The sequence below is a fragment of the Stenotrophomonas sp. YJH_SMC_81 genome (assembly GCF_059370875.1).
On the sequence record NZ_JCAFUB010000009.1, the window covers coordinates 113,150 to 136,131 of the forward strand.

General features: G+C 66.1%; 19 protein-coding genes, 7 tRNA genes and 1 pseudogene. 13 read left to right on the forward strand and 14 right to left on the reverse strand.

Annotation, left to right across the window (positions count from 1 at the left end; all coding sequences use genetic code 11):
- Nucleotides 1–28 precede the first annotated feature (28 nt).
- From AC5P8U_RS16665 to AC5P8U_RS16690, 6 genes are all read right to left on the reverse strand, one after another.
- Nucleotides 29–2,317 (reverse strand): Orn/Lys/Arg family decarboxylase, encoded by a 2,289-nt coding sequence (locus AC5P8U_RS16665; RefSeq protein WP_111201501.1) that lies wholly within the window; start codon nucleotides 2,315–2,317, stop codon nucleotides 29–31.
- A 20-nt stretch (nucleotides 2,318–2,337) separates the two neighbouring features.
- Nucleotides 2,338–3,690, reverse strand: coding sequence for an arginine/agmatine antiporter (adiC, locus tag AC5P8U_RS16670; protein ID WP_061479076.1), 1,353 nt, complete (start codon nucleotides 3,688–3,690; stop codon nucleotides 2,338–2,340).
- A gap of 76 nt (nucleotides 3,691–3,766) precedes the next feature.
- Entirely contained in the window at nucleotides 3,767–5,197 is a 1,431-nt protein-coding gene (locus AC5P8U_RS16675) for a DcaP family trimeric outer membrane transporter (RefSeq protein ID WP_447897481.1), read from the reverse strand.
- 514 nt (nucleotides 5,198–5,711) lie between these two features.
- Nucleotides 5,712–6,554, reverse strand: a complete 843-nt coding sequence (gene dsbG / locus AC5P8U_RS16680) for a thiol:disulfide interchange protein DsbG (protein WP_088496182.1) — start codon at nucleotides 6,552–6,554, stop codon at nucleotides 5,712–5,714.
- 30 nt (nucleotides 6,555–6,584) lie between these two features.
- Nucleotides 6,585–7,388 carry a TlpA disulfide reductase family protein gene (locus tag AC5P8U_RS16685; RefSeq protein WP_111201503.1) on the reverse strand — a complete coding sequence of 268 codons (804 nt, stop codon included), beginning with the start codon at nucleotides 7,386–7,388 and terminating at the stop codon, nucleotides 6,585–6,587.
- Between the two features lie 82 nt (nucleotides 7,389–7,470).
- Complete coding sequence (locus AC5P8U_RS16690) at nucleotides 7,471–8,538, reverse strand: GlxA family transcriptional regulator (RefSeq protein WP_227837751.1); 1,068 nt, start codon at nucleotides 8,536–8,538, stop codon at nucleotides 7,471–7,473.
- A gap of 186 nt (nucleotides 8,539–8,724) precedes the next feature.
- Here AC5P8U_RS16690 and AC5P8U_RS16695 point away from each other — a divergent pair, with 186 nt between their 5' ends.
- From AC5P8U_RS16695 to AC5P8U_RS16725, 7 genes are all read left to right on the forward strand, one after another.
- Nucleotides 8,725–9,123, forward strand: a complete 399-nt coding sequence (locus AC5P8U_RS16695) for a heavy metal-responsive transcriptional regulator (RefSeq protein WP_005417119.1) — start codon at nucleotides 8,725–8,727, stop codon at nucleotides 9,121–9,123.
- A gap of 103 nt (nucleotides 9,124–9,226) precedes the next feature.
- A tRNA-Ala gene (locus tag AC5P8U_RS16700) sits at nucleotides 9,227–9,302 on the forward strand.
- A gap of 54 nt (nucleotides 9,303–9,356) precedes the next feature.
- Nucleotides 9,357–9,432, forward strand: a tRNA-Glu gene (locus AC5P8U_RS16705).
- A 183-nt stretch (nucleotides 9,433–9,615) separates the two neighbouring features.
- Nucleotides 9,616–9,691, forward strand: a tRNA-Ala gene (locus AC5P8U_RS16710).
- Nucleotides 9,692–9,740: 49 nt separating this feature from the next.
- Nucleotides 9,741–9,816, forward strand: a tRNA-Glu gene (locus tag AC5P8U_RS16715).
- Between the two features lie 44 nt (nucleotides 9,817–9,860).
- Nucleotides 9,861–9,936: transfer RNA gene (locus AC5P8U_RS16720), tRNA-Ala, on the forward strand.
- Between the two features lie 47 nt (nucleotides 9,937–9,983).
- Nucleotides 9,984–10,059, forward strand: a tRNA-Glu gene (locus AC5P8U_RS16725).
- 140 nt (nucleotides 10,060–10,199) lie between these two features.
- Here AC5P8U_RS16725 and AC5P8U_RS16730 read toward each other — a convergent pair.
- Complete coding sequence (locus AC5P8U_RS16730) at nucleotides 10,200–10,616, reverse strand: GNAT family N-acetyltransferase (protein ID WP_353080314.1); 417 nt, start codon at nucleotides 10,614–10,616, stop codon at nucleotides 10,200–10,202.
- 76 nt (nucleotides 10,617–10,692) lie between these two features.
- Between AC5P8U_RS16730 and AC5P8U_RS16735 the strand changes: the two genes are divergently transcribed.
- The gene (locus tag AC5P8U_RS16735; RefSeq protein WP_447897482.1) at nucleotides 10,693–11,649 is read left to right on the forward strand and encodes an SOS response-associated peptidase family protein; all 957 of its coding nucleotides are present in this window, start codon (nucleotides 10,693–10,695) and stop codon (nucleotides 11,647–11,649) included.
- A 125-nt stretch (nucleotides 11,650–11,774) separates the two neighbouring features.
- Here AC5P8U_RS16735 and AC5P8U_RS16740 read toward each other — a convergent pair whose 3' ends face one another.
- Entirely contained in the window at nucleotides 11,775–12,155 is a 381-nt protein-coding gene (locus tag AC5P8U_RS16740) for a response regulator (RefSeq protein ID WP_061479069.1), read from the reverse strand.
- Between the two features lie 132 nt (nucleotides 12,156–12,287).
- Between AC5P8U_RS16740 and AC5P8U_RS16745 the strand changes: the two genes are divergently transcribed.
- The 3 genes and pseudogenes from AC5P8U_RS16745 to AC5P8U_RS16755 all read left to right on the forward strand — a co-directional run.
- A tRNA-Leu gene (locus AC5P8U_RS16745) sits at nucleotides 12,288–12,373 on the forward strand.
- Between the two features lie 70 nt (nucleotides 12,374–12,443).
- On the forward strand, nucleotides 12,444–12,689 hold the full coding sequence (locus AC5P8U_RS16750) for a hypothetical protein (protein WP_495214238.1): 246 nt from the start codon (nucleotides 12,444–12,446) through the stop codon (nucleotides 12,687–12,689).
- Nucleotides 12,643–12,850 (forward strand): annotated as a pseudogene (locus AC5P8U_RS16755) (nucleotidyl cyclase domain-containing protein); the annotation flags it as partial. The gene AC5P8U_RS16750 and the pseudogene AC5P8U_RS16755, both read left to right, overlap by 47 nt.
- Nucleotides 12,851–12,877: 27 nt before the next feature.
- Here the strand turns inward: AC5P8U_RS16755 and AC5P8U_RS16760 are convergent.
- Nucleotides 12,878–14,704 (reverse strand): methyl-accepting chemotaxis protein, encoded by a 1,827-nt coding sequence (locus AC5P8U_RS16760; protein ID WP_353762554.1) that lies wholly within the window; start codon nucleotides 14,702–14,704, stop codon nucleotides 12,878–12,880.
- A gap of 532 nt (nucleotides 14,705–15,236) precedes the next feature.
- Between AC5P8U_RS16760 and AC5P8U_RS16765 the strand changes: the two genes are divergently transcribed.
- Both AC5P8U_RS16765 and AC5P8U_RS16770 read left to right on the forward strand, forming a co-directional pair.
- Nucleotides 15,237–16,325 (forward strand): DUF5694 domain-containing protein, encoded by a 1,089-nt coding sequence (locus tag AC5P8U_RS16765; protein ID WP_447897483.1) that lies wholly within the window; start codon nucleotides 15,237–15,239, stop codon nucleotides 16,323–16,325.
- A 61-nt stretch (nucleotides 16,326–16,386) separates the two neighbouring features.
- Nucleotides 16,387–16,677, forward strand: a complete 291-nt coding sequence (locus AC5P8U_RS16770) for a putative quinol monooxygenase (protein WP_061479066.1) — start codon at nucleotides 16,387–16,389, stop codon at nucleotides 16,675–16,677.
- Here the strand turns inward: AC5P8U_RS16770 and AC5P8U_RS16775 are convergent.
- The 5 genes from AC5P8U_RS16775 to AC5P8U_RS16795 form a co-directional block, all read right to left on the reverse strand.
- Nucleotides 16,619–16,921 carry a hypothetical protein gene (locus AC5P8U_RS16775; RefSeq protein ID WP_188240864.1) on the reverse strand — a complete coding sequence of 101 codons (303 nt, stop codon included), beginning with the start codon at nucleotides 16,919–16,921 and terminating at the stop codon, nucleotides 16,619–16,621. The genes AC5P8U_RS16770 and AC5P8U_RS16775 overlap by 59 nt on opposite strands.
- Before the next feature lie 62 nt (nucleotides 16,922–16,983).
- A complete protein-coding gene (locus tag AC5P8U_RS16780; RefSeq protein WP_072167438.1) occupies nucleotides 16,984–19,173 on the reverse strand; it encodes a PAS domain-containing protein in 2,190 nt (729 codons plus the stop codon).
- Between the two features lie 208 nt (nucleotides 19,174–19,381).
- Complete coding sequence (locus AC5P8U_RS16785; RefSeq protein ID WP_072167437.1) at nucleotides 19,382–21,769, reverse strand: Tex family protein; 2,388 nt, start codon at nucleotides 21,767–21,769, stop codon at nucleotides 19,382–19,384.
- Between the two features lie 207 nt (nucleotides 21,770–21,976).
- Complete coding sequence (locus AC5P8U_RS16790) at nucleotides 21,977–22,192, reverse strand: hypothetical protein (RefSeq protein ID WP_005417149.1); 216 nt, start codon at nucleotides 22,190–22,192, stop codon at nucleotides 21,977–21,979.
- Between the two features lie 694 nt (nucleotides 22,193–22,886).
- Nucleotides 22,887–22,982: IS3 family transposase (locus tag AC5P8U_RS16795; RefSeq protein WP_156476642.1), on the reverse strand; the 96-nt coding region annotated here is incomplete at its 5' end.

The window sequence follows — 22,982 nt, forward strand, 5'->3', positions numbered from 1 at the left end:
CGCTCGCCGAAGGGCCGACCGTCGCCGGTCAGGCCTTCAGCACCTCCACCTTGTACGAGGTCACATCGCCATCGTGCTCGATGATGAGCCCGTGCACATCCGACTCGAAGCCCGGGAAGCGCGCATTCTGTTCACGGGCAATACGCAGAGACTGGATGATCGGTTCGTCGCTGTCGCCGAATCGCTCGCCCGGCATGATGGTCGGAATGCCCGGCGGATACGGCACCAGCATGGTCGCCGCGACGCGACCACTGAGCTGCTCGATGTCGACCCGCTCGATCTCGCCCTTCACCAGGTGGTTGTAGGCATCGGCCGGGGTCATCACCGGCGTCGGCAGATCCACGTACATCTCGCGCATCACCTTGGCGACCTCGAATTCCTGGTTGAACGCGTGCAATGCATCGCACAGGTCACGCAGTCCCCAGCCAGCGTAGGCAATCGGATAGTCCGCCGCCAGCGTCGGCAATGCCTGGCTCAGCGGCGCGTTGCAGTCGTACAGCTCCTTGAAGGCCATCAGCTCGGTGACCAGCGTGCTCCACTTGCCCTTGGTGATGCCCATCGAGAACAGGAACAGTACCGAATACAGGTTGGTCTTCTCCACAGTGATGCCGCGGCCCCACAGGAACTTGCTCAGCACCGCCGCCGGAATGCCCAGCGTGCCCATGCTGCCGTCCATCGTCAGGCCTGGGGTCAGCAGGGTCACTTTGATCGGGTCGATCAGCACGTAGTCATCGACCAGATTCTCGAAGCCGTGCCAGTGCGCGTCCGGCTGCAGGTACCACTCCTCGCGCTTGGCCACCAGCGGCGCCGGCGTATCGCCCTTGTCCAGGCTGCGCTCGACCTTGGTCGGCTGCCACACACTGAACCACCAGTCGTCGCGCCCGAGGTCGTCACGCACGTGCAGCATCGCGCGGCGGAAGGCGATCGCCTCGTCATGCATTTCCTGCACCAGCGAACGGCCGGCCTCGCCCTCCATCATCTTCGAGGCCACGTCACAGGCCGCGATCACCCCATAATGCGGGCTGGTCGAGGTGTGCATCATGAACGACTCGTTGAAGCGCTCGGCATCCAGGTCGCGCTGCGCCGAGTTGCGTACGTGGATCATCGACGCCTGCGAGAACGCGGCCAGCAGCTTGTGGGTGGAGTGCGTGGTGAAGATGATCGCATCCTGCTCGCGCGGCTTGCCCTTGGCCATGCCGTAGTGGTTCTCATAGAACGGATGGAACGCGGCGTAGGCGTACCAGGCTTCGTCGAAGTGCAGGAAGTCGACCGCGCTGCCGATTTCGTCGGCGATCTTCTCAGCGTTGTAGCACAGGCCGTCGTAGGTCGAGTTGGTGACCACCGCAATGCGCGGCTTGGAACCGGCCTTGTAGGCCTGGCTGGCCAGCGGGTTGGCAGCAATGCGCTGCTGCAGCGACTCCGGCGTGAACTGATCCAGGCTGATCGGGCCGATGATGCCGTGTGCGTTGCGGCTTGGGGTGAAGTACACCGGCACCGCGCCGGTCATGATCAGCGCGTGCAGCAGCGACTTGTGGCAGTTGCGGTCGACGAACACCACGTCGCCGCGGGCCACCGTGCCATGCCAGACGATCTTGTTGGCGGTGGAGGTGCCATTGGTGACGAAGAAGGTATGGTCGGCACCGAAGTTGCGCGCCGCCTCTTCCTCGGCATCCTTGATCGGGCCGGTGTGATCCAGCAGTGAGCCCAGTTCCGGCACCGAGATCGACAGATCGCTGCGCAGGGTGTTCTCTCCGTAGAACTGGTGGAACGCACGGCCGACCGGCGACTTGGTGAATGCCACGCCGCCTGCATGGCCCGGCGTATGCCAGGAGTAGTTCGACTCTGCCGCATGATGGATCAGCGCCTTGAAGAACGGCGGCAAGAGATTCTTCATGTAGTCTTCGGCCGCGCGCATCACCTGCCGCGAGATGAAGCTCTTGGTGTCTTCAAACAGGAAGATGAAGCCGTGGATGTACTTGAGCAGCTTGCTCGGCACCTTTTCGATGGTGCGGCGCTCGCCGTACAGGAACACCGGCAGGTTGGCGCGGCGCGCACTCTGCTCGCGCAGGAAGGCGGTGAGGCGCTGGAACTCGCCATCCACCTCTTCGCTGCCATCGATCGAGATCAGCACCGCCGAGGCCGCCACGTAGGTACGGGCCCCGGCGCGCGCATCATCCAGGTTGAGCCCGCACAGCACCCGCTGGTCGTTGCTGCGCAGCTCTTCCACCAGGGCGCGGATCAGGATGCCGCCGATGCGCGGCGACTCGTAGTCGTTGTCGATGACAATGACCGGGTAGTCCAGGGACTTGAAGTACACGTTGATTCTCCTTGTCGAACTCAGGAACGCTGGGCGCGGGCGCTGATGGCCGATGCCTCGCGGGCGCGCTGCCGCTGCTGGCGGCGCTCCTCGCTGAAGAAGGGATAGAACACGGTGATGAACAGCACGAACAGGAAGGCGTACTGCACAATGGTTCCCGACGAGCCGTAGATCGCCCACAGGCAGTACACGACGGTCAGGCTGGTGAGGGTCCAGAACGCACCGGTATGGACCAGGGTGTGCGAACGCTCGACCACGAAGTAGCAGGCCACGCACGAGTAGATGTAGGGCAGCAGGGTCAGCACCACGGCCGCCGACGTGATCACGTCGAACTGGGCCGACGCGGTTTCCGAGGTAGAGGTCACCAGCACTGCCAGGGTCATCAGCACCGCCACGATCAGCACGCCCTTGACCGGCACGTCGTCCTTGTTGGTCTTGCTGAAGATGCTTGGGAACAGGCCATCATCCGAGGCCGCCTTGGCACTCTGCGCGGTCAGCAGGATCCAGCCACCCAGCGAGCCGGCGGCGCCGATGAAGGCGCACAGGCTGACCAGCGCGCCGCCCCAGCCGCCGACCGCCTTGGCCGCCGCCAGCGCGAACGGTGCGTCGGACACCTGCAGTTCCGAGTTCGGCACCATGCCCATGATCACAGAGGAGCTGGCGATGTAGGCGATGGCCGCCAGGAACACGCCGGCCAGGGTGGCGCGGGCCACGTTCTTCTCCGGGTTCTCGACCACGCCAGCCGTGACCGAAGCCGATTCGACACCGATGAAGGCCCACAGGGTCAGTGCCGCGGCACTGGAGATCGCGCCGAAGTTGGACTCACCGGACACGTTGTAGGCGCCCTTGAAGATGTCGGCATCGAAGAAGAACCAGCCGAAGATGGCGATGCCCAGGATCGGCACCAGCGCGAAACTGGTGGTGACCGTCTGCACACGGCTGACGAAGGCCGGGCCGATCACGTTGGCAAAGCTCAGCGCCCACACCAGGATCAGCACCGCGATGCAGCGCACCAGCGGCTCGGACAGGATCGGGAAGAAGTAGCTGAAGTAGCCCACCGCGGCGATCGGGATGGCAACGTTGCCGATCCAGTTGGCGAACCAGTAGATGGTATTGGTCTGGAAGCCCATGTAGGGCCCGAACCAGTCACGCGCATACGCGTACGGGCCGCCCGCCTTCGGCGCCAGCTTGCCCAGCTTGGCGAATACGAAGGCCAGCAACAGCGCACCGGCCGTGGTGATCAGCCAGCCCCAGATCGATGCGGTACCGATCTTGGCCAGGCTGGACGGCAACAGGAACACGCCTGAGCCCATCATGTTGCCGGCGACGAGGAAGGTGGCTCCGACCACCCCGATTTTCTTTGCTTCTGCCATGACAATCTCCGGTACTGGCATGAGCCCGGTGCGGCCGGGCGTGGGGACGGTTGCGCTGGCGTAACGCCGCTGGCGCTTACTTGATGAAGTTGTATTGCAGGCTGCCCTGCACCCGGACCGTGTCGCCGCGCGCGCCGCCCTGCTGTTCCAGGCGGCCGTACAGCAGCTCCATGCCCATCGTCCACGACGGCGCCGGGCTCCAGATCAGGTTGAACACGCCGTATCGGCTCTGCCGGAAGGCGTCGGCAGCGAGTGCCGCGTTCCGCTCCAGGGTCAGCTGGCCGAAGATCAGGTTCGAACGCCACAGCCCGGACCAGTAATGCGTGTAGCCGACGAAGCCGCCGTGCAGGTCCAGCGCGTCAAGACGGCCATCGGCACCGACCACCGCGTCCAGCCCGGAGCCGGTCAGGTCCGCGGTGTAGCGGCTGAGGCCGCGCCCGCCGAGCGCGCCGAACAGCAACAGATCGCGCTCGCCAACCGATGCCGAGCCACTGAACTGCAGGCCGCCGGCCATGCGCCGGTCGCGCTCGCCCTCGCCGTCATAGGCCAGGCTGCGCGCCACCGCGCCCAGCTGAAGATGGCCCCAGTCACGCTCCATGCGTGCGGTCACGGTCACATCCGGCAGCCGGTTCACTGCGGCCCGTTCATCACTGGCACCGGCCAGTTCGGTCCTGGGGTCTTCGGCGGCCAGCGTCAGGGTGTTGCCCTTGCCCATCGCGAAGCTCTGGTGGATGCCGGCCACCAGCAGATAGCCGGCGCCGCCGGGACCGGCGAAGTCGAGCGTGTCGGGCAGGCTGTCCGGGTCCATGAAACTGGAGTAACCGTAGCCGGCATAGGTATTGCCAAGCTGGCCATACGCATGGCGCAGGCGGAACGCGTAGCCATCGCTGCTGCCGAAGAAATCATTCTCCAGGTAGAAGCGCAGGTTGCCGTGCGTGGTCGGGCGCCGCGCCTCGAAGCTGAAGCGGGTCTGCTTGGCGTGGATGTTGAAATTGGAAACATCGCGATGGCTGCCGCCCACCGGCATCGACGAAGGGATGAACTGATCCTCGTCACCGGCCGCACGCGAATCGGCAATCGCATCGAGCTTGGCATAGCCGCCAATGCGGATCACCGTGTCAGTACCTGGAATGGCAAAGAAGCCCTTCAGATCCGGGTCGGTCGGCCCAGCAGCGCTGTCGGGACGCGAGGCCGCCGTTGAGGGATCGGCCACCGATTCGCGCTGCGGCAGCACCGGTTGCGCCACACCCGGCACCTGGGTGGGATGCAGCAGGTTGGCACTGCTGCCAGGTGGTGTCACCGGCGCCGCTACCTGCGCAGCGGCCGCGACAGCGCCCTCGCGTTGTTCGAGCCGTTCCAGGCGCTTCTGCATGCCCTCCAGTGCCTGTCGCATGGCAGCGATTTCCTGGCGCAATGCGTGCGCATCCTCCTGGCCATTCTGCCGCGCATAGGCTGGCGTGACCGCCAGCGCGGTCAGGCAGGCCAGACTCAGTACCGCAAAGCGCATTGCATCCTCCCTGGACGAACATTCGCAGCGCACTGACGGCGCGCGCACAGGCGCAGCTCCGACATTGCGTTGCCATTGCTGGAAATGCGGGTACTGCGTCGACGACACCGGCCAGCCTGCACGTGGCAGGCAACAGGACGATGACACTGCCCCGCCCGTACCGATATCGACGCCATCAGGGCCGCACTGCCGGAGAGGTGGCGACCGCAGCGGTCTGGGTAACAACCAGGGAGTGAGAACGTCGTGAATGGCTGTGCCGACTGCCCCGGTTCAGGGCGTGTCAGGCGCGGCATCCCTGGCGCGTTGACGCTGTATTCCATGCGTCACAGGCTAATCCGCCTGTCGTTTTTGGCCTTGATTGGAATCAAGGCGCGATGCTTGATGTCAGTCACGATTCAGACGTGACGACGAACAGGAGGTGCGCAGCCTGCATCACCCGCACAGGTGACGAAAAGCAACAGGCCCGCATGCTGCCATGTGGGCCTGTGATGTCGCATCACGGCGTGGGTGCCGGTCAGCGCGGGCCCAGCACCGTCTGCAGGTCAGCGCCCTGTGGCAGGCCGGCGCGACGCTGCACCTGGCCCTGTGCATCCTGGAACAGGATGCCCGGCGTGCCCTGGAAGCCCATTTCAATCATCAGCACCTGGTTGGCATCGAGCTTGCCGGCGATCTCGCGGCTGATGCTCGGCAGGGCCTTGATTCCACCACGGTCGAACTGGTGTTCGTTTTCCAGCAAGGCCGCACTCGGGTCACGCGCAGACAGGATGGCCGCAGCCTTGGCCGGGCTGTCCTCACGAATCACGCCGACCATGATGTGGCGCAACTGCACCTTGCCGGCGTCGACCCACGGACGCGCTGCTTCCCAGAACTTGTGGCAGTACGGGCAGTTGGCATCACTGAAGGTATAGACCACGCGCGGCGCATCAGCCTTGCCGTCACGCACCCAGGCACTGGCCTCCAGCTTGGTCCACATCCTGGCCGACATCGGTGCTGAAACCAGCTTCTCCACCGCCTCGGCGGCCACGTCGTTGCCCTCGGCATCGAACAGGCTGCCTACCAGCACATGCTTGCCGTCGGCGGTGACATAGGCTGCGGCCGGTTGCTGCCCACCCACCACGCCAGCGAATCCACGCAGGCCACCCGGTGCATCGAACTCGGCAACGACTTCAAAACCGTGCTTCTCGATGCCTTTCAGCACTGCGGGGCGCTCGCCCTTGGCCGCTGGGGCCTGAGCGCTCGCTGCCGGCGCTGCCGTTGCCTTGCCTGGTGGGGTCTGGGCCTGACTGCAGGCGGCCAATGCCAGCATGACCGGCAGCAACAGCACCGCCGAAGCGATGCGCAGGGAAGTCGACAACATGGGAACTCCGTAGTGAGATGCCCGCGCAGGCTACCGCAGCCGGCGCAGTTTGTGTTCAAGACCCGCCGCCGTCAGTTCGCCAAGGTGCAGTTCACGCAGGCGGCCTTCGGCGTCGAAGAACAGCGTCGATGGATAGGCCTGTACACCCAGCACGGTTGACGCCGAGGCGGTATCGTCCAGCAATACATTGCCCAGCCGGAGCTGTTCGGATGCGATGAAACCCTTCACTTCGTCCAGGGTTTCTCCCTGGTTGAGGAACACGAACTGCACGTCAGTGTGGGTCTGCTGTGCGGATGCCAGTACCGGCATCTCGCGACGGCAGGGACCACACCAGCTGGCCCAGAGATTCAGCACCACCGGTTTGCCACGGAATTGCTGCAGGTCGATCCTGCGCCCCTGCAGATCGGCCACCTGGACCGCCGGCAGCGGCATTCGCCGCTCCTGCCATGCTGCGAGCAGGTGGCTGCCCGCCGCCCACAGCACCACACCCACCAGGGCTCCCGCCAGCACCGGCGCACGCAACGCGCGCCACAGCCGCAGCCGCCAGGTGCCCCACGCCAGGCCCGCAACCAGCACGACGGCAAGGTGATACCCACCGTCGGCGATCTGCAGGATGCTCCAGGGGGCCTCACGGTAGAGCGCGAAGTTCAAGGCCACGAAGCTGATGCGTCCACACAGCAGGCCGATCAGCAACATGTCCAGGACCAGGCTGGCCGCGGAAGGCACTGCCATCCCGTCCTTCGGCCGCGGCCACAGGTGGGCCACCGCCATGGCCATAAGCACGCACATCAGGATCAGCACCACCGGCATCGGCACCGGTCCAACACTCGACATCAACCCACCTGTCACATCATCTCGTTGCCTGCATGGTCAAAGCGTCGCGCCCAGGTTGCAAGTGCGACGCCCACCGCAGGCTTCAGGCCGCGCTGCGCGGCATCTGCATGCCAGGCGCCGGTTGCAGCCCGCGCAGGCTGCCCGCCACCGACGACAACAGCGGTCGTTCGCGCCGATTGTTGTTGACCTGCCGGCGATAGTTGGCCGGCGTCATTCCGACAATGCGCAGGAACAGGCGGCGGAATGCGCTCTGGTCTGCATAGCCCACGCCCCAGGCCACTTCATCGATACCCGCCCCCTGCTGCAGCAATGTCTGCGCCTTGGCGATACGCAACCGCTGGCAATACTCGATCGGACGCAGGCCGGTGGCCTTCAGGAAGCGCCGCTGCAGAGTCCGCGGTTCCAGTCCGGAAACCTCGCAGATCGCTCCGAGCGTGGCCCCACGCGCAGCGGTGGTATGCAGCCAGCGTTGCGCCTTCAGTACGTCGCGATCGCCGTGGGCGAAGTTGGCACTGAAACGCTCCAGATCCTGCTGGATCGCCGCTGGCACCGTGATCCCCAGCTGCTGCGCCACGGAGCTCGCCACGCCCTGACCGTGCAGCCGGTACAGCAGGCGCAGGGCGAGGAAGCGCCAGGCCTGGGAACCGGCCACCGTCAGCAGGTCACCGTCGTCGACCAGCGCACGCTCACTGGGCACCCAGCTGGCCGACGGTCCCTGCAGGCCCGGATGACGCCCGAGGTCCGGCCCACTGACGGTGCGGCCGGCAAGCAGACCCGCGCGTGCCAGCATGCTGACACCATCGCTGGCAGCTGCCAGCAGACTGCCGCCATCGTAATGCGCGCGCAGCCAATCCAGCAGGACCTCATCGGCGCGCAGGCAGACGCCTTGACTGATCTGGCCAGGCACGGCGATCACGGCGGGAATGTCCGCCTCGAGCATCTCCGCGCCGGCAACGCGATGCACGCCGGTCTGGCTGGCTGGCACGACCCAGCGGGTCACCAGGACACGCTTGAACGGGCGACGCTGCTGCTGGGCAAGCCGGTTGGCGACGTGTGCCATTTCGGTCAGCACCGAGGCCGCCGACGGGTCCCCTCCCGGGTACTCGACCACCGCGACCTCTACGAATCCCTCGTTCCTGAATCCTTCCACAGAGCATCTCCTCGGTTCGTTGCAGGCCATCCAGCGGCCGGTTCAGGCGCAGGGTAGGAACTGCCACGACGGCGGGGCTATGAAGAAAGTTGCAAAGTGCGCTGAATGCGCCGTCAGCGACGGGAGCTTGACCCTGGACCTGACTCCAGGCTTCAGAATGACCGGCAGCATCCGCAGGAATCCGCCATGAACATTGGTCAACTGGCGCGCCAGGCCGGCGTACCGATCGATACCGTGCGCTACTACGAGCGCCAGCAGTTGCTGCCCACCGCGGCACGCTCGGCCGGGGGCTATCGCATCTTCGGTGAGCAGGACCTGCGCCGGCTGCGCTTCATCCGCCGCGCCAAGACGCTGGGCTTCAGCCTGGAACAAATCGCCGAACTGCTGGCACTCAGTGATGGCCATCCGCAGGACATGGGCAGCGTGCGCGACGCGGCGCAAGCCCGACTGCAGGACATCGCGCAGCGCATGGCTGAACTGCAACGCATGCACAGCGCGCTCTCGCAGCTGGTCGACGCCTGCCCCGGCCACGGCACCCTGGATCAGTGCCCGATCCTGGCGGCGCTGACCGACGGCGCCGACTGAGTACGTGTGATCGTCGTTCCCTTCGCAACGCGCGTGAAGAAAAGTGCAACAAATGCTTGCCAACCCTCTGGGGCAAGGCTATTATTTCGCTCCTCAGCGACGTGGGGCCATAGCTCAGCTGGGAGAGCGCCTGCATGGCATGCAGGAGGTCAGCGGTTCGATCCCGCTTGGCTCCACCAATCTTTCGGCATTAGGCCGTCGAAAGGTCGCTAAAGAACATTGATGAGAATTGCGTCCCCATCGTCTAGAGGCCTAGGACATCACCCTTTCACGGTGGCGACCGGGGTTCGAATCCCCGTGGGGACGCCACTCATCACGAACAACGAGGACCCGGCCGATAACCGGGTCTTTTTGTTCACCGCCTACCGGCATTCAGGTTGTGGCGTTGCGGTTCCCCTGCCCTTGGTGGCAACGGTTGAACCGGGACGAAAAAGTTCAAAAAAAACTTCCACAAACGTGAACACGCAGGTATGATAGGCGGCTCGGTAACACGGGGCCATAGCTCAGCTGGGAGAGCGCCTGCATGGCATGCAGGAGGTCAGCGGTTCGATCCCGCTTGGCTCCACCACTTTCGACATTAGGCCGTCGAAAGTTCTACAACTTGAAGTTTTTCGTGCGTCCCCATCGTCTAGAGGCCTAGGACATCACCCTTTCACGGTGGCGACCGGGGTTCGAATCCCCGTGGGGACGCCAGTTTCAAAACGGACTCTGCTCCCGGCAGATATCCGGAGTTTCATGGGGCCATAGCTCAGCTGGGAGAGCGCCTGCATGGCATGCAGGAGGTCAGCGGTTCGATCCCGCTTGGCTCCACCACCTCGACATTAGGCCGTCGAAGGATCTACAACTTGAAGTTTTCGTGCGTCCCCATCGTCTAGAGGCCTAGGACATCACCCTTTCACGGTGGCGACCGGGGTTCGAATCCCCGTGGGGACGCCAATTCTTGAAAACCCCGACTCCGGTCGGGGTTTTTCTTTGCCTGTGATTCCTGGGAAGGCCCTATCCACGCATGGCGTGGATCTACTGCAGGGCCCGGGTAGATCCACGCCATGCGTGGATGGCTTCATCCCGCCCACGGCTCAGAACCGCCGATACATCCCGATCGATGCCGGGGCAGTCGGTGCGAAACCAAACTGCGCGTACAACCGATGCGCCTCGCCATCGGCCAGCAGGCTGACATACGCCGACGGCGGCAGGTTGGCCCGCATCCAGCCGTCCAGGCGCCGCATCACCTCCTTGCCCAGACCCTGCCCCTGCAACCGCGGCAGCACCGCGATGTCGCAGACCTGCAGGTGGCAGCCGCCATCGCCGACGATACGCCCCATCGCCACAAGTTCTGCACCCTGGTAGGCACACACGCCGAACAACGTATTGGGCAGCGCGCGCGCAGCTGCTTCCCGGGTCTTGGCGCTGAGGCCTGCGAGCACACGCAACTGGCAATAGTCCTCGACCGTGGGCACGGCTTCGCGGAACTGGCAGGTGATGGAATCATTCATGCGACATCTCCGGATGGGTCGGGCTATCCTGCCGCATCCACGTCGCAGCCGCTGCGACCCAGGCCCCCAGAGTCCCATGTGCTATTCCGCCTTGATCCGCGCTGACTACGCCAAGCTGGTACGCGAGTTCGGCGCCATCCTGTCACTGGAGGAGTTCGCCGAACTGTACGCACACGATCCGGGCAAGAAACGGCCGAAGACCCCGAAGGCGATGGATGACGGATTCGCCGGTGCGCGTACCGAACAGGGCCGGGACATCGTGGCGAAGATCCAGCAATGGCATGCGCAGGAGCAACAGGCCCTGGAGGCCGAACTGGCCCGGCAACGCGAACGACGCGATATTGCCCATGCCACGCTGGCCACCCGGCCCACGCAGAAGGCGCGCAACGACCTGCGCGTGGCCGGTAACCGCATCGAGCGCGCACAGGCCCGGCTGGAAGACCTGCATCGGGTGCAGCTGCTGCCGCGTGACAACCGCATTTTCCCCGGCACCTACGCACCGGTGATGGTCAGCGAGAACGGCCAGCGCATGATCAAGCCGATGCGCTACCAGTGCCGGCTGCCGGACAAGCCGGCGCGCAACGACGTGCTTTACCCCGGCACCTACAATGCGCGGCGCGACAGCCTGGAAGGTTACTGGCGGGGTGCGTTCGGACTGCGCCACGGCGTGGTGGTGGTACAGGCGTTCTACGAGCACGTGCCCCGCCACGCCATCGCCGGCCGCACCCTCGGTGCCGACGAAAAGGAACAGGACGTGGTGCTCGAATTCCGTCCCGATCCGCCCCGCGACCTGCTGCTGGCCTGCCTCTGGGCAGAATGGGAAGGACCGGAAGGCCGCCTGCTGTCGTTTGCCACGATCACCGACGCACCGCCCAGCGACGTCGCCGCTGCCGGGCATGACCGCGGGGTAGTGCCGATCCGCAAGGAACACCTCGACGCCTGGCTCAACCCCGAACCGGATGACCTGGCGCGCCAGTACCGCATCCTCGATGACCGCGAGGAGATCCGTTACGTGTACGAGGAAGCGGGCTGAGCGCCGGACGCAATTGAAAAACCCCGCCTGGACGGGGTTCCTGGATCAGGGGTTGCCGCCGAACTTCGCAGACGCGAGCATTCAGCCGTCGGCAGTATCCCCCCTGCCGGTCCGTGACGGACGGCTCAGGCCTTGACGCTGGAGCGACCCACCGCTCGCGCCAGCGCGCGTGACAGATCAGCCGACAGGTACGGCTTGACCAGCAGCAGGCCGGCCAACATCGGCGCCGGCAGCTGCTCGGCCAGCATCCCGGTGGCCAGCACGAACGGAATGCCACGCGCTGAAAGCGCTGCAGCCACCGGCTCACTGGTCTCGTTGCGGGCCAGGCGGTAATCCAGCAGGGCCACGTCAGGAGTGCTCTGCTCCAGCAGCCGCAGGGCCTCGGACACACTCGCTGCGAGGCCAACCACGACCGCACCGGCATGCACCAGCTGCATCTGCAGCAGGGCCGCACTCATTTCGTCGTTCTCGACCACCAGCACCCTCAGGTCCTGCAACACTGTCATCGGCTACCGCTCCTGGAGGCAATTGCACGCTGGGAGTATAGCTATCAAGGGGCCAATGCCGACAGGAACCGCCCTCATAGGCCCTCCTACTATGCATCGCCTGCCGACCTCGGTTACACTCGTACGCTGCCTGCCGGTGTGGCGGAATGGTATACGCAGCTGACTCAAAATCAGCCGGGGGTGACCCCATGAAGGTTCGAGTCCTTTCACCGGCACCACAGCATCAAAGGCCAGGTCCGTGATCTGGCCTTTTGCTTTTCCCGGGCCAGAGCGCCGACACTGGCGAAGATGCCCCAGCATGCCCTGCCCGCGCGATTGCCCCTCCTGCGGGCGTCCGACGCCGTCGCCTCGTCCCACTACCTCTCGCTGCCGGGCGTGATCGAGCACACCAGCTGGGGCCACGTTTCCGAACGGGCGATGGCGCTGCAGATCGCCCGCCATCTGCCTGACGCATCCGATCAGCGCTGGCGCTGGGGACGCCAACAACCTGCAGGCGGTCGCCGCGATCCTCGACGGCTGCCCGCAACGCAGTGATGACCTGCTGGCCCGCGACGGCGGCGAGGAATTCATCGCCACCCTGCGAGCGCCTGCGCGCCGCCGTGGAAACCGCCGCCCTGCCCGCCGCTGAGGCCCATGTGACCATCAGCATCGGCGTAGCCTGGCAGGCCGCGCATGAGCAGGCCGAGCCACGAGGCCGGGGAACAGCACTCCGACCGCCGGGCCTAGACCGCACGCAGCACCGCCGCGCCGTGCAGGTGCCCCGCGCCACCCTGCACGCGGAAGCTGGCCACGGTCTGCAGAAGCTGCGCTGACTGCTCCTCCATGCTGCGCGCCGCGGCCGAGGCTTCCTCGACCAGCGCAGCGTTCTGCTGGGTGCCCTGGTCGATCAGATCGACAGCGTGGTTCATCTGCTGGATGTCGTCGCTCTGCTGCTGTGCGGCCGTGCTGATCTCGGACATCAGGTCACTGACCCGGCGCACGTTGAGCACGATCTCGTCCATGGTGCGGCCGGCGCTCTCAACCTGCGCGGTGCCGGCGCCGACATTGGCCACCGACGCATCGATCAGCTGCTTGATCTCCTTGGCGGCACTGGCCGAGCGCTGCGACAGTTCGCGGATCTCGGTGGCGACCACGGCGAAGCCACGCCCGTGTTCGCCCGCACGCGCGGCTTCCACCGCGGCGTTCAAGGCAAGGATGTTGGTCTGGAAAGCGATGCCGTCGATCACGCCGATGATGTCGACGATGCGCCGCGAGGATGCGTTGATCACCGCCATGGTCTCGACCACTTCGTGCACCACGTTGCCGCCACGCGCAGCGACATCGGCAGCCCCACCGGCCAGCTGACTGGCCTGCCGTGCGTTGCTCGCGGTGCGCTGCACGGTCTCGGCCAGGCCCTTCATCGACACCGCGGTCTCCTCCAGCGACGCTGCCTGCTGCTCGGTGCGCTGCGACAGATCGCTGTTGCCCTGCGCGATCTCGGTGGCACCGACGGCGATGGTGTCGGCGGCGAACTTGATCTGGCCGATGATCGCAGCCATCGCCTCGACCAGCGAATTCACGCCTTCGCACAGCTCGGCGATCGGCCCGTGCTTGTCGGCGGTGGCCACGCGCCGGGTCAGGTCGCCCTCCTTCGCGGCCGCCACCACTTCACGGGTCTGCGCCACGGCGCGCTGCATGGCCTGGTTCTCATGCACCTGCGCGGTGATGTCGGTGGCGTACTTGACGACCTTGAACGGCTTTCCATTGAGATCCAGGATCGGGTTGTAGGACGCCTGGATCCAGACCTCGCGCCCGCCCTTGCCGAGGCGCCGGTACTGGCCGGCATCGTATTCGCCACGGCCGAGCTTCTCCCAGAACTGGCGATACTCGGCACTGCCACGATACTCGGGCTCGACGAACAGCGAGTGGTGCTGGCCACGCACGTCGTCCAGGCTGTAGCCGGTGGCGGCCAGGAAGTTGTCGTTGGCCGAAAGGATGCGACCGTCCATGCCGAACTCGATCACCGCCTGCGACTTGTCGATCGCCGCCAGCTGCCCGGCCGAGTCGGCCGCCTGCAGCTTCTGCGCGGTGATGTCGGTGGCGAACTTGACCACCTTGTAAGGCCGCCCCTGCCGGTCCAGCACCGGGTTGTACGAGGCCTGGATCCAGATCTCGCGCTGGCCCTTGCCGAAGCGCCGGTACTGGCCAGCGTCATATTCGCCACGCCCCAGCCGCGCCCAGAAGTCGCGGTACTCGGCGCTGCGCGCCTGCTCGGGATCGACGAACAGGGAATGATGCTTTCCCTGGATCTCCTCCAGCCGGTAGCCCATCGCCTGCAGGAAGTTGTCATTGGCCTGCAGGATGGTGCCATCGAGGGCGAACTCGATGACCGCCTGAACCCGGTGCAGCGCCGCGACCTGGGCTTCCAGCTCGGCACGGCCGTCGGACACGGCCTCCGCGCCGGTGCGGTGCTGGGGCGCCAGCGCGCCCAGCAGGGCACGCCACGGCGACCAACGGGTATGCAGCTCGGCCGGTGCCTGCGCGCCCGCCGTGAAGCCTGGAATGAGCATTGTCTGATCCTCGGTGTCCGGTAAGCGGTTGCGACCCGACGGGCGGGATGCCCGGCGGCAACTTCAGGTGCCAGGGACTACAGGTGCCGACCGGCACCTCTCGAGCGACTGCCACGAACGTCTGCTGCGGGTGCGATCGGCATCTGGGAGCGGCGGAACACACAGCGCGGGCCGACCATCGGGGACGGCCTGGGGTCCTGCGGCGGGTGACTGGAGCGGGATCCAGAGGGAGTATCGGCGAGGCGATCGGTGGCTTTAGCCGGATTACGCGACGTCCGTCGCAACTTCAGATGCGGCTGCAGGGACGCGGTAGACAATCGCGATGTACTTCACATTCTGCTCACGCTCGGCGGGGCAAGGGTTGTCGTCACGGAACATATCGCGCGTTGCCGCCGTCACTGGGCATAGCCTTGCCCGGCACGCCGATGCAGTTCAAGCCCAAAAGGTTTGCATGACCAACGGGCGATTCCATGGCAGGTGAAAATGGCCAGCATGCAGCGAACCGCAGGACGCTCACTGACACGGAGATCGCATGTTCCCACGCTTGGCCAGCTTCCTGATCCTGGGCCTGTGCAGTACCGGCGCCCTCGCTGCCGATGCCACCTATCGGCCCGCCTTCCAGCCGGACCAGCTGAAGGGGCCGCCTGCAGGGCGACCGAACGAGGTGCTGGTACTGGGCACCGCCCACCTGTCCGGCCTGCCAAAGTCCTTCCAGCCCGCCTTGCTTGAACCGTTGCTGCAGCGACTGGTCGCCTGGAAGCCCGGGCTGATCGCCACCGAAGACCTGTCCGGCCTCCAGTGCGATTCCATGCGTCGCTACCCGGAACGCTATGCGGAGAGCGTGGCCACCTACTGCTTCGACACCACCGCTGCGCAGGCTGCCACCGGCCTGGACGTGCCTTCAGCGAACGCCCAGGCCGAGCGACTGCTTGCGACATGGCCGGACGAGCCGACGCCCGCCCAGCGTCGTCGGCTCGCCGCATTGTTCCTGGCTGCGGGCGAACGCGGCTCGGCGCAGGTGCAATGGCTGCGCCTGCCTGCGTCCGAGCGCAAAGCCGGCGATGGGCTGACGCCGGCCCTGGTCGAGATCCTCGGCAAAGGCCTGGTCCGCCGCAATGAAACCAGCCTGATCGCCGCCGTCGTTGCCGCCCGCCTCGGGCATGAACGGCTGTGGGCCGTGGACGACCACACGGCCGATTCTCCCACACCGGCAGAGGATAAGGCGGCGGCCAGTGCAGCCATCACCGGTGCCTGGAACAATACGTACTTGCGGGCGCGACGGGAGGCCGATGAACGCCTCGTGGCCAATCTGGACAAGCCCGGCGGCGTCATGGCGCTGTATCGGGATTACAACAGCCCGGCGGCAGCGATGGCAGCGTACCAGAGCGACTTCGGCGCGACGCTCGTCGAGCCGTCCTCCAAGGCGTTCGGCCGGATGTATGTCGGTTACTGGGAAACCCGCAACCTGCGCATGGTCGCCAACATCCGCGACGTGCTGGGCCTGCACCCTGGCAGCCGAATGCTGGCCATCGTCGGTGCCTCGCACAAGGGCTACTACGAGGCCTACCTCAATCAGATGCACGACGTGCAGCTGGTCAGTACGGACACGGTATTGCGTTGACCAGGATAGGTGCACGCGATGCGCTGGCACTATCCTGCAAGGCCCGTCTGCAGGTGCCGACATGCTGAAAGTGATCGCCGAGGATTTCATCCATCCCGATGCGGTGGACACCGTGCTTCCCCTGTACCGCGAGCTGGTCGCATGCACGCGGCGAGAGCCGCTCTGCCTCGGCTATGAACTGTTCGTCGACCAGAAGGACCCCGGGCATTTCGTCTTCATCGAGCAATGGCCGGACCGCGACGCTCTGGATATCCATTGCGCCAGCGAGCACTTCCAGCGTCTGGTGCCTCAGATCAACGCGTTCCAGCGCGCACCGTGCCGGGTCCTGCTGATGGACGCGGCACGGGTGTAGTGCCGGAAGCGAGACGCCCGCCGTCGCCGCGGCCATGCCGCCACAGCAACACGCAGGCCGCAACCGTGCAGGCCAGGCTCAGGACCAGCAGCGCGACCGCGCCTTGCTGCAGCACGGGCAACAACGCCTGCGCGTACGGGTCGCCGCGCAGCTGTTCGGCGCGCAGGCAGGTGGCCAGCGCCAGGCACCAGCCGATCAGGGCCGGAATGAACATGCGTACCGCAACCGGGTTCCAGACATTCATGGGTTCACCTGCTTCAGGGGAGATGCGCGCAGTATTCGCGCGTGCCCTCTCACAGGCTGAGATCAGTCCTGGGCGGCATCGGCATCGTCGCCTGGAAGCTCCGACAGCTCGCCCTGCACCTGCACGTTGTTGCGCCCCAGCGCCTTGGCCCGGTAGCACTGTGCATCGGCAGCGGCCACTGCCTGGTCCACGCTCATGCCCCCCGCCAAGGGCGCGATGCCGATGCTGGCACCGACCCGCAGCCGATGCTGATCCCACGGAATGGACAGCGCTGACAGGGTCTGCAGGAGTTCACCACCGATCCGTGCGGCACGACGCGGCGTACACCCGGACAGGATCACCGCGAACTCGTCGCCGCCCAGCCGCGCCACCACGTCCGAATCACGCACACCATGTCGCAGCACACTGGCCACCGCCCACAGCACGGCATCGCCGGCCAGGTGGCCCCAGGTGTCGTTGACCGGCTTGAAGCGGTCCAGATCGATGTACATCAGCGAGGCGGCCTGCCCGGTGCGCTCGACGCGGGTGATCGCCTGCTGCAGGTGCACCTCGAAACCGCGGCGGTTGCTCAGTTCGGTGAGTGGATCGATCTCGGCCAGGTGGCGGGCTTCGCGCTGCCGCGCCCGCTGCTGGGTGTCGTCGCGCAGCACCCACACCGCGCCGCGCACATGGCCTTCGTCATCGCGCAGCCAGGCCCGCGTCAGGTCCACCGGCACCGTTGCCGTGCCCAGGCGCAGCAGCAGGTCGGCGTGCAGGTCCACCGCGTTGCTCTCCGGGTCCAGCAGTACCGACACATCCAGTACCGAGCCGGGCGCGTACTCGGTGGTCAGCGCCAGCACGTCCTGCACCTTGTGCCCGGCCAGCGACAGCGCGCCATCACCGGCCAGGGTGCGTACCGCGGCCGCGTTGGCATAGTCGATGCGGCCGTCAAGGTTGACGCTGAGCACCAGGTCGGCCACCGCATCCAGGGTGATGCGGCTGCGCTGTTCGCTCTCGAACAGGCGTTGCTCACTGCTGCGCTGGGCGGTGATGTCCTGGATCTGCGACACGAAGTGCAGCGGCTGGCCATGCTCGCTGCGCACCAGCGACACCGACAGCCGCGCCCAGATGATGCGGCCGTCGCGGTCGAGATAGCGCTTTTCAAGGTGGTAATGGCTGCGCCGTCCGGCCAGCAGGTCCTGCACCAGGGCCAGGTCGGTCTGCAGGTCATCGGGATGGGTCAGGCGCTGGAAGTCGACCTGCAGCAGCTCTTCGCGCGGGTAACCCAGGATCCGGCACAGCGCATCATTGACGTCCAGCCAACGCCCCTCCAGCGACACCAGCGCCATGCCCAACGCCGCCGACGTGAATGCACCGGCGAACTTCTCCGCCGACAGCCGCGCCTCGGCCCGTGCCTGCAGAATTTCGGTGATGTCGATGGCCATGCCGACGTAGCCGATGCGTGCGCCATCGGCACCTTCCATGCGGCTGATCGACAGGCGCACCTGGCGTGGCAGGCCCTCCTTGCGCAGCAACGTCCACTGCCGCGAGTAGGTCTGCCCGTCAGCGCGGGCACTGAGCGCTTCGAACACGTCGGGAAGGTTGCCCTCGGCATCGGCCAGCGGCTCCAGCCAGGCATTCAGTTCCTCCGGATCGTGGAACGCATCGAGCCGGCGCTGGCCGACCACCTCCGCTGCGCTGTAGCCCAGCAGGCGCTCCGCACCCGTGTTGAACAGGGTGATGGTGCCATCGGTATCGGTGGCGATCACCGCTACCTCATCGGACGCATCGACCACGGCCTGCAGGCGTTGGCGGGTTTCGGCCGCGTCCTGTCTCGCCTGCTGCAGCTCGGTGACGTCGGCATGGGCACCGGCCATCCACAGCGGCTTGCCCTGCCCGTCCCATTCAAAGACGCGGCCACGGTCCTGGATCCAGATCCACTGGCCGTTCCTGTGGCGCATGCGCAGCAGGCAGGCGTAGTTGTCGCTGCGCCCTTGGAAATGGTCGTCCAGCGCAGCATCGGACAACGCAATGTCATCGGGATGGACCAGCCTCAGGAACGTCTTCTGGCAGATGGGTTCCAGCTCTTCCAGGCGGTAACCGACGATCTCGGCCCAGCGCGCATTGACCCGCATCTCGCCGGTCTGCACGTTCCATTCCCAGGTTCCCGCGGCGGTACCGTCGATGATCATCGCCAGGCGGCGACGCTCTTCCGCCAGCTCCTGCAGGCGGCGCTCCAGCAGTCCATTGCCGTGGATGCCCTGGCCCGGCATCAATCCGGTCTCCTGCCGGCACGGGCAGGCGCCGAACGCAGCGCAGCGCTGCGACCGCCGGTACGAGCAACGGGTGGTGCTGGCGTCATGGCCCTCCCCAGCAACAGCGGGGTGGCCGGACGCCTCCCCTCAAGCGCAAGTGTGCGCAATCACGGGGAAAATCGACAAGTCCCCCGCCATGAATCAAGTGTGACGGGGAACGCGGTCCTCAACTGCGCTTGGCGCGCGCGAAGGCCTCGGCCAGGGCGTTGTTGGCCGGGGGCGCGGACGCGGCGGGACGGCCACCATTGCCTTGACCCCGGTTCAGCCCGCGGTTCTGGCCGCCTGCATCGCGGCGCGGACCCTGCCCATGACCGCGCTCATCACGCTGTCCCGGGCGGCTGGTGGCTTGCCCGGGGGTATCGTCCAGGCGCCGGGTCAGGGCGATGCGCTTGCGCGCCACGTCCACCTCCAGCACCTTCACCTTGACGATATCGCCGGCCTTGACCACGTCGCGCGGGTCCTTCACGAACGTATCGGAAAGTGCCGATATGTGGATCAGGCCATCCTGGTGCACACCGATATCGACGAAGGCACCGAAGGCCGCCACGTTGCTGACCACACCCTCGAGCACCATGCCCTCGCGCAGGTCCTTGATGTCCTCGACGCCCTCGGCGAATCGTGCCGCCTTGAACTCGGGGCGTGGGTCTCGGCCCGGCTTCTCCAGTTCCTTGAGGATGTCACGCACGGTCGGCACGCCGAAGGTGGCATCGGTGAACTGCTCGGCCTTCAGGCCGCGCAGGAAGCTGCCATCACCGATCAGCGCCTTGATCGGGCGCGCGGTGCTGGCAACGATGCGCTCGACCACCGGGTAGGCTTCCGGGTGTACCGCCGAAGCATCCAGCGGTTCATCACCGTCGGCAATGCGCAGGAAGCCCGCGCACTGTTCAAAGGTCTTCTCGCCCAGGCGCGCGACCTTCAGCAGGTCCTTGCGGCGCTTGAACGGGCCGTTCGCATCACGGTGGCGCACGATGTTCTCGGCCACCGTGGCCGACAGGCCGGACACCCGCGACAACAGTGCAGCCGAAGCGGTGTTCACGTACACGCCCACCGCGTTCACGCAGTCCTCCACGCGGGCATCCAGCGCGCGCGCCAGGCGGTACTGATCCACATCGTGCTGGTACTGGCCGACACCGATCGCCTTGGGTTCGATCTTCACCAGTTCGGCCAGCGGGTCCTGCAGGCGGCGGGCGATCGACACCGCCCCACGTAGCGACACGTCCAGCTCCGGGAACTCCCTGGCCGCGAACTCGGACGCCGAGTACACCGACGCCCCGGCCTCGCTGACCACTACCTTCTGCAGCTTCGGGTTGGCAGCGGCCTTGATCGCTTCACCGGCCAGCTTGTCGGTTTCGCGGCTGGCAGTGCCGTTGCCGATCGCGATCAGTTCCACGTTGTGCTTGGCGCACAGCTGCTTGATCGTCTGCAGCGACTGCTCCCACTGGCGACGCGGCTCGTGCGGGTAGATGGTGTCGGTGGCGACCAGCTTGCCGGTGGCATCGACCACGGCGATCTTGCAGCCGGTGCGGATGCCCGGGTCCAGTCCGAGCACGGTCTTCGGGCCGGCGGGTGCCGCCAGCAACAGGTCCTTCAGGTTGTCGCCGAACACCGCGATGGCTTCGGCTTCGGCCTTTTCGCGAGCTTGGTTGAACAGGTCCAGCAGCAGATGGGTGTGCAGCTTGGCACGCCAGGTCAGCCGGCACGCATCCAGCAGCCAGCGGTCGGCGGCACGGCCCTGGTCGGCGATGCCGGCCTTGCGCGCCACGCGTCCTTCGGCGTACTGATGGCCAGCCTCGGCATCGCTGCCCGGGTCCAGTTCCAGGAACAGGATCTCCTCGCGGCGCGCACGGAACAGTGCCAGCAAGCGATGCGACGGAATCTTCGCCAGCGCCTCGGCATGCTCGAAGTAGTCGCGGTACTTGGCGCCCTCGGTTTCCTTGCCCTCGGCGACGCGGGCACGGATCACGCCGGTCTCGCCCAGCCAGGTGCGCAGTTCACCGACCAGCGCGGCGTCTTCGCCCCAGCGCTCCATCAGGATCGCGCGCGCGCCTTCCAACGCGGACTTGGCGTCGGCCACGCCCTTGTCGGCGTCGACGAAGGTGGCCGCGAACGTCTGCGGGTCCTGCGTCGGGTCGGCCAGCAGGCCATCGGCCAACGGCTCCAGGCCGGCCTCGCGGGCGATCTGCGCACGGGTGCGGCGCTTGGGCTTGTACGGCAGGTACAGGTCTTCCAGCCGGCTCTTGGTATCGGCGGCCAGGATGTCATTGCGCAGCTCGTCACTGAGCTTGCCCTGCTCGCCGATGCTGGCCAGCACCGCCGCGCGACGGTCCTCCAGCTCGCGCAGGTAGGTCAGCCGGGTTTCCAGGTTGCGCAGCTGGGTGTCGTCCAGGCCACCGGTCACTTCCTTGCGGTAGCGCGCGATGAACGGAACGCTGGCGCCTTCGTCGAGCAGGCCGACGGCGGCGCGTACCTGGGCGGACTGGGCACCGATTTCGTCGGCGATGGTCTGGGCGATCTGCTGGGCGAGCGCGCTCTGGGCGTTCTTGGCGTCGTGCATTGCTTCAGGTCTGTGCCGCGTTTCGGGAAGCCCCCATTCTGGCAATCCGCGACGGAGCCGGACAAGGCATTGACAGGGGGCGAGGTTCAGCGGCGAAGCCGGATTGGACGCCGGCATCCTGGCAAAGAGCGGGCTCGGACTGGCCCGGGGCTGGGATGCCGGCGCGGGCGCGCGATGGTGGGCGCGCCCTGCCGCGTGTTGCGACGGTCAGCGGTAGTGGCGGGCGGCGCGCTGCATGACGATGTCGTCACGCATGCCTTCCAGGGCCATCAGGCGGACCTTGCCGACACCCTGCAGTTCCATGAACCGCTCCGTGTAGAACTCCGGCCCCAGCGCGGTGTCGGCGCGGGATTTGCTGAAGCCGTAGGGCACCACGCCCTTCTCGCCATCCTTGCTACCACCGACATAAAGAACGATTGCCATGTGATGTCTTCCTCCAAATTGCTACTGCGTACTGCGCTCGATGAGCGATGCTGCGAGCTCATCGAGGGAGAGCTTACCGCGTCGAACCTGACTGGAACGTCACGAAGGCTAATGACGATCGGTTGCATGCAGATGACTGCGGGATCGCAGCAGAATGCTTACGGATCTTTAACTTCCGGCTAACGAATCGCGGGGATTCCCGCCAACGGCGCAGCCCCTCGTGGGTGGTTTGGTTGGTCGCGGAAAGCCGGTTTCCTGTGGGCTGGCCGGGAGGGTGGGTAGGCCGGGGACGCCGTGAACCCATCCATGGGGGCTTGGCCGCGGCATCCATGCCGCGGACACCCCGCCCTACCCACCCTCCCGGCCGCTGACAGATTCCTGGTGCCTGCCGCCACCCACGGAGAAGAAAAAAGAAGATCAAAAGCAAAAGCAGCTTGGCCGGCTGCTTTTTGTAGAGCCGAGCCCACGCTCGGCTGCTTCCTGGCCCTGTCGCGAAGCCGAGCGCAGGCTCGGCTCTACACGAGCAAGCGCAGCGCGCGACCCGCTTCTGCTGTTCTTTTTCTTTTCCGTGGGTGGTGCAGGCCACAGCCATCTGTCAGAGGGCGGTCGGGTTGGGTTCGCGGGGGTGTCCGCGGCATGGATGCCGCGGCCAAGCCCCCATGGTGAAGTGACCCCCGAGACTTGGACGGTGGGGTCAGGCGGCTGCTTGGGCCTGTTCCCGGTACTTTACCGGGCTTAGCCCCTTCAATTTCAATCTGATTCGCTCTTGGTTGTAGTACTTGATGTACTC

Excerpts from the sequence above, each read along its gene's own strand:
- AC5P8U_RS16760 (WP_353762554.1), bottom strand. The coding sequence starts at position 14,704 with ATGCTCATTCCAGGCTTCACGGCGGGCGCGCAGGCACCGGCCGAGCTG.
- dsbG (WP_088496182.1), bottom strand. The coding sequence starts at position 6,554 with ATGTTGTCGACTTCCCTGCGCATCGCTTCGGCGGTGCTGTTGCTGCCG.
- AC5P8U_RS16770 (WP_061479066.1), top strand. The coding sequence starts at position 16,387 with ATGCTGAAAGTGATCGCCGAGGATTTCATCCATCCCGATGCGGTGGAC.
- AC5P8U_RS16765 (WP_447897483.1), top strand. The coding sequence starts at position 15,237 with ATGTTCCCACGCTTGGCCAGCTTCCTGATCCTGGGCCTGTGCAGTACC.
- AC5P8U_RS16730 (WP_353080314.1), bottom strand. The coding sequence starts at position 10,616 with ATGAATGATTCCATCACCTGCCAGTTCCGCGAAGCCGTGCCCACGGTC.
- AC5P8U_RS16740 (WP_061479069.1), bottom strand. The coding sequence starts at position 12,155 with ATGACAGTGTTGCAGGACCTGAGGGTGCTGGTGGTCGAGAACGACGAA.
- AC5P8U_RS16675 (WP_447897481.1), bottom strand. The coding sequence starts at position 5,197 with ATGCGCTTTGCGGTACTGAGTCTGGCCTGCCTGACCGCGCTGGCGGTC.
- AC5P8U_RS16695 (WP_005417119.1), top strand. The coding sequence starts at position 8,725 with ATGAACATTGGTCAACTGGCGCGCCAGGCCGGCGTACCGATCGATACC.
- AC5P8U_RS16790 (WP_005417149.1), bottom strand. The coding sequence starts at position 22,192 with ATGGCAATCGTTCTTTATGTCGGTGGTAGCAAGGATGGCGAGAAGGGC.
- adiC (WP_061479076.1), bottom strand. The coding sequence starts at position 3,690 with ATGGCAGAAGCAAAGAAAATCGGGGTGGTCGGAGCCACCTTCCTCGTC.
- AC5P8U_RS16785 (WP_072167437.1), bottom strand. The coding sequence starts at position 21,769 with ATGCACGACGCCAAGAACGCCCAGAGCGCGCTCGCCCAGCAGATCGCC.
- AC5P8U_RS16750 (WP_495214238.1), top strand. The coding sequence starts at position 12,444 with ATGCCCCAGCATGCCCTGCCCGCGCGATTGCCCCTCCTGCGGGCGTCC.
- AC5P8U_RS16775 (WP_188240864.1), bottom strand. The coding sequence starts at position 16,921 with ATGAATGTCTGGAACCCGGTTGCGGTACGCATGTTCATTCCGGCCCTG.
- AC5P8U_RS16735 (WP_447897482.1), top strand. The coding sequence starts at position 10,693 with ATGTGCTATTCCGCCTTGATCCGCGCTGACTACGCCAAGCTGGTACGC.
- AC5P8U_RS16780 (WP_072167438.1), bottom strand. The coding sequence starts at position 19,173 with ATGCCGGGCCAGGGCATCCACGGCAATGGACTGCTGGAGCGCCGCCTG.
- AC5P8U_RS16685 (WP_111201503.1), bottom strand. The coding sequence starts at position 7,388 with ATGTCGAGTGTTGGACCGGTGCCGATGCCGGTGGTGCTGATCCTGATG.